Source organism: Halomarina oriensis (assembly GCF_009791395.1).
GTDB classification, from domain to species: Archaea; Halobacteriota; Halobacteria; order Halobacteriales; family Haloarculaceae; genus Halomarina; species Halomarina oriensis.
Map to the genome: position 1 here is coordinate 182,003 of NZ_WSZK01000023.1, position 12,896 is coordinate 194,898.

Annotated in this window: 13 protein-coding genes and 1 pseudogene; 6 read left to right on the forward strand and 8 right to left on the reverse strand. The window is 67.8% G+C overall.

The window, feature by feature from the left end; genetic code table 11:
• Window position 1 precedes the first annotated feature (1 nt).
• Window positions 2-421 (forward strand): NusA-like transcription termination signal-binding factor, encoded by a 420-nt coding sequence (locus tag GQS65_RS14095; protein WP_158205263.1) that lies wholly within the window; start codon window positions 2-4, stop codon window positions 419-421.
• 97 nt (window positions 422-518) lie between these two features.
• On the opposite strand, the gene GQS65_RS14100 is transcribed toward GQS65_RS14095, so the two are convergent.
• Complete coding sequence (locus GQS65_RS14100; protein ID WP_158205264.1) at window positions 519-800, reverse strand: hypothetical protein; 282 nt, start codon at window positions 798-800, stop codon at window positions 519-521.
• Between the two features lie 174 nt (window positions 801-974).
• Here GQS65_RS14100 and GQS65_RS14105 point away from each other — a divergent pair, with 174 nt between their 5' ends.
• From GQS65_RS14105 to GQS65_RS14115, 3 genes are all read left to right on the forward strand, one after another.
• On the forward strand, window positions 975-1,403 hold the full coding sequence (locus GQS65_RS14105; RefSeq protein WP_158205265.1) for a 30S ribosomal protein S12: 429 nt from the start codon (window positions 975-977) through the stop codon (window positions 1,401-1,403).
• A complete protein-coding gene (locus tag GQS65_RS14110; RefSeq protein WP_158205266.1) occupies window positions 1,403-2,023 on the forward strand; it encodes a 30S ribosomal protein S7 in 621 nt (206 codons plus the stop codon). Before GQS65_RS14105 ends, GQS65_RS14110 begins: the two co-directional genes overlap by 1 nt.
• A gap of 132 nt (window positions 2,024-2,155) precedes the next feature.
• Window positions 2,156-2,716: a hypothetical protein gene (locus GQS65_RS14115; protein ID WP_158205267.1), complete on the forward strand. Its 561-nt coding sequence runs from the start codon at window positions 2,156-2,158 to the stop codon at window positions 2,714-2,716.
• Between the two features lie 31 nt (window positions 2,717-2,747).
• Here GQS65_RS14115 and GQS65_RS14120 read toward each other — a convergent pair whose 3' ends face one another.
• The 3 genes from GQS65_RS14120 to GQS65_RS14130 all read right to left on the reverse strand — a co-directional run bounded on the left by GQS65_RS14120 (window position 2,748) and on the right by GQS65_RS14130 (window position 5,181).
• A complete protein-coding gene (locus tag GQS65_RS14120; RefSeq protein ID WP_199268468.1) occupies window positions 2,748-3,587 on the reverse strand; it encodes an NAD(P)H-binding protein in 840 nt (279 codons plus the stop codon).
• Window positions 3,587-4,240, reverse strand: coding sequence for an NAD(P)H-binding protein (locus GQS65_RS14125; protein WP_368280193.1), 654 nt, complete (start codon window positions 4,238-4,240; stop codon window positions 3,587-3,589). Before GQS65_RS14125 ends, GQS65_RS14120 begins: the two co-directional genes overlap by 1 nt.
• Window positions 4,241-4,413: 173 nt before the next feature.
• Window positions 4,414-5,181 (reverse strand): DUF5781 family protein, encoded by a 768-nt coding sequence (locus GQS65_RS14130; RefSeq protein WP_158205268.1) that lies wholly within the window; start codon window positions 5,179-5,181, stop codon window positions 4,414-4,416.
• A 160-nt stretch (window positions 5,182-5,341) separates the two neighbouring features.
• On the opposite strand from GQS65_RS14130, the gene GQS65_RS21440 reads away from it, so the two are divergent.
• Both GQS65_RS21440 and GQS65_RS14140 read left to right on the forward strand, forming a co-directional pair.
• Window positions 5,342-6,079 carry a J domain-containing protein gene (locus GQS65_RS21440; protein ID WP_199268469.1) on the forward strand — a complete coding sequence of 246 codons (738 nt, stop codon included), beginning with the start codon at window positions 5,342-5,344 and terminating at the stop codon, window positions 6,077-6,079.
• A 124-nt stretch (window positions 6,080-6,203) separates the two neighbouring features.
• Window positions 6,204-8,390, forward strand: coding sequence for an elongation factor EF-2 (locus GQS65_RS14140; RefSeq protein ID WP_158205269.1), 2,187 nt, complete (start codon window positions 6,204-6,206; stop codon window positions 8,388-8,390).
• A gap of 290 nt (window positions 8,391-8,680) precedes the next feature.
• On the opposite strand, the gene GQS65_RS14145 is transcribed toward GQS65_RS14140, so the two are convergent.
• The 4 genes and pseudogenes from GQS65_RS14145 to GQS65_RS14160 all read right to left on the reverse strand — a co-directional run.
• Entirely contained in the window at window positions 8,681-9,109 is a 429-nt protein-coding gene (locus tag GQS65_RS14145; protein WP_158205270.1) for a dCTP deaminase, read from the reverse strand.
• 84 nt (window positions 9,110-9,193) lie between these two features.
• Window positions 9,194-10,288, reverse strand: coding sequence for an aminopeptidase (locus tag GQS65_RS14150; RefSeq protein WP_158205271.1), 1,095 nt, complete (start codon window positions 10,286-10,288; stop codon window positions 9,194-9,196).
• A 43-nt stretch (window positions 10,289-10,331) separates the two neighbouring features.
• Window positions 10,332-10,745: a CBS domain-containing protein gene (locus tag GQS65_RS14155; RefSeq protein WP_158205272.1), complete on the reverse strand. Its 414-nt coding sequence runs from the start codon at window positions 10,743-10,745 to the stop codon at window positions 10,332-10,334.
• 69 nt (window positions 10,746-10,814) lie between these two features.
• Window positions 10,815-12,896: pseudogene (locus GQS65_RS14160) on the reverse strand (class I tRNA ligase family protein); the annotation flags it as partial.

Below are 12,896 nucleotides of genomic sequence, written 5' to 3' on the forward strand. Positions count from 1 at the left end.
GATGCGTGTCACGCTGTCGGACGAGGCGTTGCGCTACATCACGCTGTTCGAAGACGAGACGGACGTGTCGGCCCGCGACTGTCTGGTCGACGACGAACGACTGGTGTTCGTCGTCCCACCCGGCGAGATGGGAAAGGCCATCGGGCCGGACGGCCGGCACGTCAAGCGTGTCGAACGGCAGGTCGGCCGCCGTGTCGAACTCGTCGAGGACGCCGACACGCCCGAGGCGTTCGTCGCCAACGCGTTCGCGCCGGCAGCGGTCTACCACGTCACCATCAGTGAGAACGACGACCGCGTGGCGTACGTCGAGGTGGCCGACGAGGACCGCGGCGTCGCCATCGGGACGGACGGTCGGACCATCGACCGTGCCCGGACGCTCGCCGAACGGCACTACGACGTGGACGACGTCGAACTGACGTAGTCGGGCGACAGCACGCGGGTCGGACACCTCTTCGAGTCGAGGACGGGAGAACGGTGAGCGGCGTCGGTCGGGAGCGATACGGTCGGTCGTGTCGGGGTCAGCGCCGGACGCGGCGGACGAGCGCCAGCACGCCTGCGAGCACCGTCAGGAGGATGGTGATCAGCCCGAGGCAGAGGAAGATCGCGATGATGACCTGGATCATCTCGCTGTCGCCGATGAGCGGGACGATCAGGATGTCGATACCGAAGCCGATAGCGAACATAGCGACGACGAAGCCGACCGCTCGGGCGAGCAGCGACGACCCGAGCGAGGACGATGGGGATTGCTGTGCCGGGCGTTCGCGCTCTCCGGCGGCACCCTCGGACGATGCGTTTGCCATGTTCGGCCGATACAGTATCGAAGTACAAGAGGGTTCGGAGACGACACGGGCGCGACGCCTCCCGGTCCGAGCGAGTTGCGCCGCGGCCGGAATCCGCCGTCGCGTTCGTGAATACCCCGCACACGGCGGCGAAAAGGGAGCCTTAAGTAGCTCGGGTAGGTACTTCGCTCCACTATGGCGAACGGCAAGTACGCCGCGCGGAAGCTTCAGAAGGACCGCCAGAACCGACGGTGGTCCGACTCGAAGTACGCGCGTCGCGCTCGCGGGCTGGGCAAGAAGTCCGACCCGCTCGAAGGGGCCCCACAGGGCCGCGGTATCGTACTGGAGAAGGTGGGCATCGAGGCGAAACAGCCCAACTCGGCCATCCGGAAGTGCGTCCGAGTCCAGCTCATCAAGAACGGGAAGCAGGTCACCGCGTTCTGTCCCGGTGACGGTGCCATCTCGTTCATCGACGAACACGACGAGGTCACCATCGCCGGTATCGGCGGGGCGAAAGGTCGTGCGATGGGCGACCTCTCCGGTGTCAACTACAAGGTCGAGAAGGTCAACGGCGTCTCGATGATCGAACTCGTCCGCGGGAACGCGGAGAAGCCGGTGCGATAATGAGCGAGGAAGAAGCTCCCGAACCCGACGCACCCGCTGGCACCGACGACGAGGAGTCGTCGGTCGACGCGCTGCTGTTCACGAAGTGGGACGTCTCGGACATCGTCTACTCCGACCCCTCGACGGAACGCTACATCACCGTGACACCCATCGCCCACACGATGGGTCGCCACGCGAACAAGCAGTTCAAGAAGAGCGAGATCAGCATCGTCGAGCGACTCATCAACCGCCTGATGCAGACCGACGAGAACACGGGCAGCAAGCAGAAGACGACCCAGATCGTCCGCGACGCTCTCGACATCGTCCACGAGCAGACCGACGAGAACCCGGTCCAGGTGCTCGTCGGGGCCGTCGAGAACTCCGGGCCGCGTGAGGAGACCGTCCGCCTCAAGTACGGTGGCATCTCCGTCCCGAAGGCCGTCGACGTCGCTCCCCAGCGCCGCGTCGACCAGGCGCTGAAGTTCATCGCGCAGGGTACTCAGAGCGGGTCGTACAAGACGAAGACGTCGGCCGCCGAGGCGCTCGCACGCACCCTCATCGGCGCGGCCGACTACGACGTGCAGGCCTACCCCATCAACCAGAAAGAGGAGAAAGAGCGCGTCGCCGCCGCCGCTCGCTAACGCGGACTCTCGATTTCTCTCGTCTTCCGACCGCCCAGTCGCTTCGCCGTCGGTCGGTTTCTCGCGGCGACGAACCCCGCGTGACTGGCCGCCGTCCGCACGCCTATCAGTCCTGCCCTCGTAGAGCGAGCTATGACCGACCTACGCCGTGCCGTCCTCGACGAGGCGGGCAGTCGGAGCAAGTACCTCACCGCGACGGAGTTCCTCGCACTGGTCGAGCGTGGACACCCGACCGACCGACCGGGCGTCGCCCGCGAGACGTACGACGCCTACGTGACGCAGTTGAGCGAGGAGACGCCGACCGTCGACGCGGAGGGGCTGCGCACGAACCTCGACGACGCGACCACCGACGGCGACGAGTGGGCGGGCGACGAGACGGTCTATCCCGTCGACGACGACCGTATCAGCCTCTATCCCGCGTCGTGGCACGACCGACTCGGCGGCGAGTCCGACCCACGGACCTACCTCCGACTGTTCTCGGAGACGAACGCGTTCGAGCAGGGCGTCCCCGAGTCGACGCTGCTGGACGCGATGGTCACCGTCGGCGGCACCGACCGGGAGACGGCGAAGGGGAACCTCGAAGCGCTGCGCGAGGACGGCGAAGTGGTCGAGGACGCCGACCAGCACCCGGACGCGAACGTCTACCTCGCCGAGGAGCGCGAGGACCTCGCGGAAGGGAAGGACGTCCAGTAGTTCGGCCAGACAGCGCCACGGCGACGAGGGGTCACGTCCAGACGTCGCGGTAGTCACCGACGAACCGCTCGAACGACCGTGGTCGTCGCCCCAGCAGTTCTTCGACGCCGTCGCCGACCCGGCCGGTCAGACCGAGTCGAGTCGGTGCGTAGACGCCACACATCGCCAGCGTCAGCCCCGTCGGGACGCCACGAGCACGCATCTCTCCGACGAACGTCGGGAACGACGGGTTCGTGTACTCGACGTCGAACCCGAGTACCTGCGAGAACGTGCGGGCGGCCTCGTGGAAGTCGAGCGCGAACGGGCCGGTCAGGTCGAGCGTCCGGCGACCACCCGCGTCGAGGAGCGTCCGGGCACCGACGGCGGCCACGTCGCGGGCGTCGACCATCGCCACGCGGCCGTCTCCGGCCGGGACGACGAGTTCGCCGCCACGGACGTCGGCGGCGTGGACCGCCGCGAGGTTCTGCATGAAGTAGGCGGCCCGGAGGAACGCGTAGTCGAGCGACGACGACTCGACGCGCCGCTCGATGCGGCGGTGGGGGAGTATCGGGACGCGGTCGGCACCCAGTACCGAGAGGACGGTGACGCGCTGGACGCCCGCTCGCTCCATCGCGTCGATGGCGGGGAACAGGTCGCGTTCGACCCGACCCATCGCCGGTGGACGGACGAGGAACACACCGTCACAGTCGGCGAACGCGCCGTAGCTGGTGGGGTCGGTGAAGTCGAAGCGGACGGGAGTCGCGGCGTCGGGGCCGTCGTAGCGGTCGGGCGACCGTGTGCCCGCGCGAACCTCGTGGTCGGCGTCGGCGAGCAGTTCGCGGACGACCCCGCGACCGGTCGTGCCGGTCGCGCCGGTGACGAGAAACCCCATCAGTTGGTGACGTTCGGCAGGTCGCCCACGTAGGTACCGTCCTCGACACAGTCCAGCAGGAACGTCGCGAGGTCCTCGCGGGGGAGACGCTCACGAGCACCCAGTCGGAGGTAGCCCGCCGCGTACTCGCCGGTAGCGGCGTCCTCGGTGAGTCGGGGCGGGCGGACGATAGTCCAGCGCAGGTCGCTGTCGGCGACCGCTTTCGCGTGCGTGCTGGCGTCGGCCAGCACGTCACGAGCGACGAGTTTCATCACGGCGTTCATCGCCCGCCCGCCGAGCGACGGGTCGTCACGGTCGGTCCGGACACCCGCGCCGGTGAGCGTGACGTAGCGGTCGACGCCGTGGTCGCGCATCGCAGCCATCACGTTCCGCCCCGCGACGGTCAGCAGGTCGTCCGGTGTCTCGTCGGACTGGCCGAGGACGCTGACGACGGCGTCGACGGGGTCGCCACCGGGGGCGACGGCCTCTGCGACGTTCGTCCCGGTGTAGGCGTCGCCCTCGACGACGGTGAGGTGCTCGTGGTCGACGTCGAGTCCCGAGGCGTCGCGGACGAACGCGACGACGTCGACCCCACGGCCGAGCGCCTGCTCGACGAGCGGTCGGCCGGTGCGACCGGTCGCGCCGAAGACGGCGATGGTTGTCGTGTCTGTCACGGTGAACGAGAGGCGACCTGTGAGCTTATACTATCGACTTCGAGGGATCGTAGTGAGGTGGCAGCAGGGTGACGACGCTATTACTCCCGCATTCGTACCGGCACCTGTGAGAGGAACCGACGGCGACGGCGAGACCGACGTGGGGGCGGGCGACGACCGACCGTAGCCGACCCTCAGTCGGCGGCCGTCCCGCCCGCTGGCCCACTCGAATCGACGGCGTAGGCACGGGTCACGTCGACGAGCGCCTTCCGGTACTCGCTCTCGTCGGGGTCGTCGGCGAGCGAGGCGAACCGCGATTTGAACTGCTCGACGCTGACGCCGGGTGCGTCGCTACCGGCGGCCGCCGCCAGGTCGTAGAGGCGGTGGTCGGGGGCGACCAGACCGTGGCGCTCGACGAGTGCGAGCGCGAACGCCGCGTTGACGGCGGTGATGTCGGGGTCGGCGGCGGGGGTGAGTCGTCGCCACGCCTGTGGGGCCTCGGCGGGGCGCTCGGCGAGCGCCGTCGCCAGACTGGATTCGAGGAACGCCACCAGTTTGTCCGCGGGGCCGACGTCGAGCGTGATGTCGTCGGCGTAGATGTCCTTCATGTGGTTGGCGATCTGATAGCAGTGGGTGAGCTTCCGCTGCTCGACGCTCCGGCCCGCGAGCGCGAGGTAGAGCGCCTCCTCCATCGACTGGTGGTGAGAGGGATGGGACTGCTCGTAGCGGTGCATGTGGGCGTACTCGTGGAGGGCGAGTTCACGCGCCATGGCGCTGGAAGCCGCGGAGGCGGAGATGTTCAGCACGTGGTGGTCGGCGTAGTGGCCGGTGTAGGTCCGCTCGTCCGGGTCGGTCCGGACGCGCACGTCGACCGGCAGCGAGAGGTCGTACTCGGTCTCGAAGAGGTCTCGGGCGGAGAGGAAGGGGTCGGTGGGACCACGGCTCAGCACTCGAACATCCATGCTGTTCGTTACCACGCTCCCGCGACGTATGACTCTTGTGCGCCCGTGTTTCGACTCGGGTGACGGCCGGTCGACGAACGAACCGCACCGACGCGTCGTCGGCGAGCGAGGCGTCGTGACCGGCGAGACACTTACAACGACGCACCACCCACGGGATGGTGTGAACAGGTCGTCGGTCGCCATCGCGCTCTCGGGGGCGCTCGCGGCGGGCGCGCTGCTGTTCGCGTGCGCCGGCCTCGTCGAGCCCCTCTTCTGGCCCGCCGCCGCGGCGAGCGGTGCGTCGAGCTACGTCCTCTGGGGCTACGGCCGACGACGCATCCTCGCCATGGCCTACGGACCGACCGAGACCGACGCCGACACACGACACGACGACCGGCGAGTCACCGCCGAGGACTGGCACCGCGGCGGCTTCGAGTACCGCCCCGGCGACCCCTCGCCGAGCGACGACGAGTGGGACGACTGGGAGTGGCAGGGCGCGTTCTGGCGCGAGGACGCGGCCGACGATCGGACGGGAGCGACCGACTGGACGACCGGCGGCGGGTGGACCGGTGGTGACTGGACCGACGCGGACGAGGAGCCGAACTGGTGGGGCGGGTGGGCCGAGGAGACCGGTGACACCGGCAGAGGGCGGGGACGGACGGGTCGGCGGCCGGGCGCCACCGATGGTCGGACGAGCGGTCGGCGAGGTGACCGCACGACGGGCCGTCGCCAGCGTCAGCGACAGGTCTCACGCCCCCGTGAGGAGGCGGCGACGGTCCTCGGGGTAGCCCTCGACGCGCCGCCGGAGACGGTCCGCGAGGCGTTCCGACGACGGGCCAAGGAGACCCACCCCGACTGCGGCGGCGACGAGGAGTCGTTCCGCCGCGTTCGGTGGGCCTACGAGCAACTGCGCGAGTGACCGCGACGAGCACGGAGCTCGACCGCCAAACGCCCCTGTATGTGGGGTATTCTCACGATATTCGAGTGATTCCGTGGAGACCGAAACACTACCCTTTTCACTACGCTATCGGTAGAACACCCTAATGGGCCGACGTAAGAAAATCGTACAGGAGTGTGAGAAGCTGATGGACAAGCCGGACCAGATCCGGAACATCGCCATCGCCGCTCACGTCGACCACGGAAAAACGACACTTTCGGACAACCTCCTCGCGGGTGCCGGGATGATTTCGGACGAGACCGCCGGCCAGCAGCTCGCGATGGACACGAAAGACGACGAGCAGGAACGCGGTATCACCATCGACGCGGCGAACGTCTCGATGACCCACGAGTACGAGGACCGCAACCACCTCATCAACCTCATCGACACGCCGGGCCACGTCGACTTCGGTGGGGACGTCACCCGGGCGATGCGCGCCGTCGACGGTGCGCTCGTGGTGGTCGACGCCGTCGAGGGCGCGATGCCCCAGACCGAGACGGTGCTCCGTCAGGCGCTCCGCGAGGGCGTCAAGCCCGCGCTGTTCATCAACAAGGTCGACCGCCTCATCTCCGAGCTGCAGGAAGGCCCCCAGGAGATGCAAGAGCGGCTTCTGAAGGTCATCCGCAACGTCAACGAACTCATCCGCGGGATGACCGAGGACATGGACGACGTCGACGACTGGACGGTCAGCGTCGAGGAAGGCACCGTCGGCTTCGGGTCGGCCCTCTACAAGTGGGGCGTCTCGATGCCGTCGATGCAGGCGACCGGTCTCGACTTCGGCGACATCATCGACATGGAGCGCAACGACCAGCGCCAGGAGCTCCACGAGAAGACGCCGCTGTCGGACGTCGTGCTCGACATGGTCTGTGAGCACTTCCCGGACCCGCTGGACGCCCAGCCCCGTCGTATCCCGCGTATCTGGCGCGGTGACGACACGCTGGACGTCGCAGAGCAGATGCGCCTCGTCGACGACGACGGCGAAGTCGTCCTGATGGTCACCGACATCGGTATCGACCCGCACGCGGGCGAAGTCGCCTCCGGTCGTGTGTTCTCCGGCGGCCTCGAGAAGGGCCAGGAGCTCTACGTCTCGGGGACCGCGGGCAAGAACCGCGTCCAGTCCGTCGGTATCTACATGGGTGGCGAGCGCGAGGAGGTCGAGCGCGTCCCGGCCGGCAACATCGCGGCCGTCACCGGTCTGCGCGACGCCATCGCCGGGTCGACCGTCTCCTCCATCGAGATGACGCCGTTCGAGTCCATCGAGCACATCTCGGAGCCGGTCATCACGAAGTCCGTGGAGGCGAAGAACATGGACGACCTGCCGAAGCTCATCGAGACGCTCCGACGGGTCTCGAAGGAGGACCCGACCATCCAGATCACCATCAACGAGGACACCGGGGAGCACCTCATCTCCGGGCAGGGTGAGCTGCATCTGGAGGTCCAGACCCAGCGTATCGAGAGCGAACAGGGTATTCCGGTCATCACCGGTGAGCCCATCGTCGTCTTCCGCGAGCAGCCGACGGGTGCGTGTGAGACCGTCGAAGGCATCTCGCCGAACCGCCACAACCGGTTCTACATCACCATCGAGCCGCTCAGCGACGAGCTCGTCGAGACCATCCAGCTCGGCGAAGCGTCGATGGACATGCCCGAACTGGAGCGCCGCGAGGCACTCCAGGAGGCCGGCATGGACAAGGACACGTCCCAGAACGTCGAGCACATCTACGGGACGAACATCCTCATCGACGACACGAAGGGGATTCAGCACCTCAACGAGACGATGGAGCTCGTCATCGAGGGCCTCGAAGAGGCGCTCGACGACGGTCCCCTCGCCGCCGAACCGGTTCAGGGGTCGCTCATCCGTCTGCACGACGCCCGGCTCCACGAGGACGCCATCCACCGCGGTCCGGCACAGGTCATCCCCGCGGTCCGCAACGCGGTCCACCGTGGCCTCATCGCCGCCCGCGTGAAGCTCCTCGAACCCATCCAGAACGTGCGTATCGACGTGCCCAACGAGCACATGGGCGCAGCCTCCGGCGAGATTCAGGGTCGCCGTGGCCGCGTCGACGACATGTACCAGGAGGGTGACCTCATGGTCGTGGAGGGTATCGCACCCGTCGACGAGATGATCGGGTTCTCCTCGGACATCCGCTCGGCCACCGAGGGCCGCGCGTCGTGGAACACCGAGAACGCCGGCTTCCAGGTCATGGCCAACAGCCTCCAGGAGGAGACGATGAAGGAGATCCGCGAGCGCAAGGGGATGAAGCTCGAACTGCCCGAGGGCGTCGACTACTTCTAACGACCTTTTTACGCCTCGGGTGGCGCTTCGCGCCACCTCTCGGCGCAAAAACGTCGATGAAAAAGGCCGGACACTCGTTCCACTCGCGTCCGGTGAACCGCGCCTCCGGCGCGGCCGTTTACTCTCTCCCATCTCTGCTCTCCGCGAACCGAGCAGCGGTCGCTCTGAGTCGGCCGGACATTCAAGTACCAGTACGCGACCAGTCCCAGCCATGCGCTGAGCGTCGCCACGGGGCGTAGTGCGGGAGTCCGGAGTCGCGTTCCGTGGCAGAAATCGGTGACGGCTGTTCGCTATCGAATCGGGGAGCGGAGCGTCGAGATGCGGGCGTTCTCCTTCAACGCGATGCCCGGTTCGGGGACCGTCAGCGGTAGCGCCGGTAGTTCGGTGACGAACAGCGTCGGGTGGGTCGCGCCGCGTTCGACGAGTTCCGTTCGGGGCTGGAGGGAGAACGTCGTGTTCTCGGCGTCGAGCCTCTCGTTGTGTTCGACGAGATACGTCCCGGCGTCGAGATTCCACCAGCCGTAGTCGTCGTCACCGTCGCGGGACTCGGTGTCGATGGGCGTCGTCTCGGCAGCGGCGAGTTCGTCGCCGCCGAAGTCGACGGCCCCGCCCTCGTCGAGACGGTGGACCGTCGCCAGCGTCAGGTCGACGACACCGTCGTCGACCTGCGTCTCCTCGTGGACGAACCCGCTCAGGAACGTCGCCGCATCGTCGGTCATACCACCGATTCTCGTGGAGGTGCGAAAAGTGTGGGGTCGGTAGAATCGCCGAACAGTGGAGCGCCATCGCCACCGAGCGGCCAGTCAGAACCCGTCTTCGAACCAGAACACGCCATCACGCTGAACCACCTCGCCGTCGACCTCCATACGTGAGTCCTCGCTCACGTCGGTGATCAGGTCGGCGTGGACCGCCGACTCGTTGGCCTCGTCCTCGTGGCCCTCCGGGAAGTTCGACCCGTACGCACGGCCGAGTGCGAGGTGGACGGTGTCGCCCATCTTCTCGTCGAACAGGATGTTGTCGGTGAACCGGTCGATACCGCGGTTCATGCCGATGCCGAGTTCGCCGAGACGGCGGGCACCGTCGTCGGTCTCGACGATTTCGGTCAGCACCGACTCGTTCTGCCCCGCCGAGTAGTCGACGACCACGCCGTCCTCGAAGGTGAGGTGGACGTCCCGGACACGCTGGCCGTTGAGCGTCATCGGCACGTCGAACAGCACCTCACCCTCCGTGGCGTGGGGCGCGGTGAACACCTCACCCGAAGGGAGGTTGTGCGAGTCGTAGGCGACGCTCGCGGCGGAGTTGACCGCGACGCGGTTCTCGATGGACATCGTGAGGTCGGTGTCCGCCGTGACGAGGCGGACGTCGCTCCCCTCGTCGAGCACGTCCTTGACGAGCGCCATCCGCTCGGCGAGGTCCTCCCAGTCCCGGACGATGGCGTCGTAGGCGAACTGCTGGTACTCCTCGAACGCCATCCCGGCCTGCTGGGCGAGCGAGCGGTTGGGGTGGACCGTCGACACCCAGTCGGTGTTCATCCGTGCCTCGCGGACCGCCTGCTCCGCACGAGCGGCCTGCTGACGGGTCTCGCTCGGGACGTCGGCAGTGGCGCTGGTGTTCCGTCCGCCACGAAGCGAGAGGACGACGTCGGCGTTCTCGTAGAGCGCGAGTTCGTGGTCGGCCGCCTCGAACGCACCGTCGTGAGCCAATCGGTAGGCACGAGTCAGTTCGCCAGAGCTGTAGGTGAAGACGGGGGTTGCGCCCTTCTCGCCCAACTGTTCGGCGACGGCGACGCCCAACTCGTGGGCGTCCATCCCGACGCTGACGACGACGTCGTCGCCCGCTTCGACGCGGGCGCTCCACTCGACCAGAGTCCGTGCGTGCTCCCTGATTCGCTCGTCCATAGCGGACCCACGCGAGAGTCCGGGTAAACATCCCCGATTCGTCTCACTGCGTGGGCGGGCCGACCGCCCGGATGGTCTCGACGAGTTCACGCGAGACCGTCGCGACGAGCTGGTCGAGCGTGACGACGCCGACGAGTCGACGGGCGTCGTCGACGACCGTCGCCCGCCGTGACGCGGTGCGGTGCATCGACTGGAGGACGTCGCGGACGCAGGCGTCGGTGTGGACCACGGCGAACGCCTCGTCCATCAGGTCGGCAGCGTCGAGTGCGGTCACGTCGAAGGCGTCGGTGAGCGAGAGCGCCAACTCGCGGTCGGTGACGACCCCGACCGGCCGTGACTGCTCGGTGACGACGACACAGCGGACGTTTTCGGCGAGCATCCGCTCGGCGAGCGTCGGAACGGGCGTCGAGGGGGAGACGGAGACGACCGCACCGCTCGTCAGTTCGCCGAGAGCCATGTAGTGTCACGTCTACACCACCCTGCCATGTGAAAGGCGGGGGTGGTCGTTCTCAGCGTCGAAACGGTCTCAGCCCGTGTAGATGAGGACCGTCGCGTCGTCGAGTTCGAGGACGTCGACCTCCTCGCCGCTGGCGGCCTGCTGTTCCTCTTCGACCTCGAAGGCGTCGGCGTCGAGGACGACCACCTCACCGCCGACGTCGAGTTCGACCTCGCCGCTGGTCTCCTGCTGGGCCTTCAGCGCCGCCGGGTCGGCCGCTTCGAGCGCACCGATGACCGCACCCGCCTCGTCGCGGAACTTCGGCCCGATGCTGGCGTGGTCGGGGTCAACGCCCACCGGGACGAGTTCGACGTTCGGCCGACCCGATTCGAGGTAGACCGGCGCGTTGACCGCACTGGAGAGGTCGTAGGTGTCGAGCGCGCTCTCCTCGTCGGTGGTGTCGGCGAACACCTCGATACGGTCGAGTTCGGCGTTGAGCGCCATCCCCTGTTCGGACTTCCACGAGCGAATCTCGCTGGCGATATCCGCGACGAGCTGGCCGCGCTCGACGGCCGCCTCGTCGAACTCGGGCAGGTCGGGCCACTCGGCGGCGTGGACGCTCCCCTCGATGCCGGGGAGCGCGTCGTAGGCCTCGTCGGCCAGGAACGGCGCGAACGGCGCGAGCATCCGGAGCGACGACGACAGCGCGGTGAGGAGCGCGTGCCGGGCGGCGTTGCGTTCGCCGGGCCGACCCTCGTAGAGGCGGCCCTTGACGAGTTCGAGGTAGTCGTCGGCCAGGTCGTGCCAGACGAACTCCCGGAGTTCGCGCAGGGCGGTGTCGTAGCGGTACTCGGCCATCGCCTCGTCGTACCGCTCGGCGACGTCCGCCGCGCGGCCGAGAATCCAGCGGTCGGCGTCGCGGTACGCCGGGTCCGAGACGTCGACCGTCCGCTCGTCTACGTGGCCTGCCGCGAACTTCGTGATGTTCCACACCTTCGTGTTGAACCGCGAGGCCGAGGTGGCCTCTTTCGGTTGGAACTGCACGTCGGCACCTGGCTGACCGCCCAGTGCGAGCGCCTGTCGGACGGCGTCCGCGCCGTACTCGTCGATGGCCTCCTCGGGCGTGACGACGTTGCCACGGGACTTGGACATCTTGTTGCCGTCGGGGCCGAACACCATCCCGTTGACGAGGACGGTGTCCCACGGCCGCTCGCCGGTGAGTTCGCCGGTGCGGAGGAGCGTGTAGAACGCCCACGTCCGGATGATGTCGTGGCCCTGTGGACGCAGTGCGACCGGTTCGAACTCGTCTCTGGCGGTCTCCTCGGGCCAGCCACGGAGGTGGAGCGGCGTGATGGAGGAGTCCATCCACGTGTCCATGACGTCCGTCTCGCCGTGCCAGTTCTCGCCGTCACACTCCGGGCACGCGCCGACGGCCGGGGGCGTCTCGGTCGGTTCGACGGGCAGTTCCTCGACGCCCGCGACGTGCCAGTGCCCACAGTCCACACACTCCCAGGCGGGGATGGGCGTGGCGAACACGCGCTGGCGGGAGATGACCCAGTCCCAGGTCATCCCCTCGGCCCACTCCTCGAGGCGGGCGTACATGTGGTCGGGAATCCACTCGACCTCTTGTGCTTTCTCGACGATGGCCTCCTGGTCGATGCGGACGAACCACTGTTCCTTCGAGAGGATCTCGATGGGCGTATCACAGCGCCAGCAGACGCCGACGGCCTGCTCGGTCCGTTCGTGGTCGACGAGGTGGCCCGCGTCGTCCAGCGCGTCGGCGACGTTCTCCTTCGCGTCGGCGATAGTCTGGCCCTCGAACTCCCCGGCGAGGTCGTTGAGGTGGCCGTCCTCGGTGAGGACCGAGCGGAGGTCCAGGTCGTGGCGACTCCACCAGTCGACGTCCTGTTTGTCCCCGAACGTACAGATCATCACCGCGCCGGTGCCGAACATCGCCGTCGACGTCCTCGTCGCAGGAGGTCGACCTCCTGGCCGAACAGCGGCACCTCGAAGGTGTCGCCCACGCGCCCTCGTAGCGCTCGTCGTCGGGGGTCGACGGCGACGGCGACACACGCCGCGAGCAGTTCGGGGCGGGTCGTGGCGATCTCGATGGGGTCGTTCTCGACGCCGTCGAACGCGACCTGGTACAGCGTCCCCGTCCGGTCTTCCTTC

What these genes read in the sequence shown, in the direction of transcription:
- GQS65_RS14130 (WP_158205268.1), bottom strand. Translation starts at nt 5,181, where the DNA reads ATGGATGTTCGAGTGCTGAGCCGTGGTCCCACCGACCCCTTCCTCTCC.
- GQS65_RS14155 (WP_158205272.1), bottom strand. Translation starts at nt 10,745, where the DNA reads ATGGCTCTCGGCGAACTGACGAGCGGTGCGGTCGTCTCCGTCTCCCCC.
- GQS65_RS14110 (WP_158205266.1), top strand. Translation starts at nt 1,403, where the DNA reads ATGAGCGAGGAAGAAGCTCCCGAACCCGACGCACCCGCTGGCACCGAC.
- GQS65_RS14145 (WP_158205270.1), bottom strand. Translation starts at nt 9,109, where the DNA reads ATGACCGACGATGCGGCGACGTTCCTGAGCGGGTTCGTCCACGAGGAG.
- GQS65_RS14105 (WP_158205265.1), top strand. Translation starts at nt 975, where the DNA reads ATGGCGAACGGCAAGTACGCCGCGCGGAAGCTTCAGAAGGACCGCCAG.
- GQS65_RS14150 (WP_158205271.1), bottom strand. Translation starts at nt 10,288, where the DNA reads ATGGACGAGCGAATCAGGGAGCACGCACGGACTCTGGTCGAGTGGAGC.
- GQS65_RS14140 (WP_158205269.1), top strand. Translation starts at nt 6,204, where the DNA reads ATGGGCCGACGTAAGAAAATCGTACAGGAGTGTGAGAAGCTGATGGAC.
- GQS65_RS14115 (WP_158205267.1), top strand. Translation starts at nt 2,156, where the DNA reads ATGACCGACCTACGCCGTGCCGTCCTCGACGAGGCGGGCAGTCGGAGC.
- GQS65_RS14120 (WP_199268468.1), bottom strand. Translation starts at nt 3,587, where the DNA reads ATGGGGTTTCTCGTCACCGGCGCGACCGGCACGACCGGTCGCGGGGTC.
- GQS65_RS14100 (WP_158205264.1), bottom strand. Translation starts at nt 800, where the DNA reads ATGGCAAACGCATCGTCCGAGGGTGCCGCCGGAGAGCGCGAACGCCCG.
- GQS65_RS14095 (WP_158205263.1), top strand. Translation starts at nt 2, where the DNA reads ATGCGTGTCACGCTGTCGGACGAGGCGTTGCGCTACATCACGCTGTTC.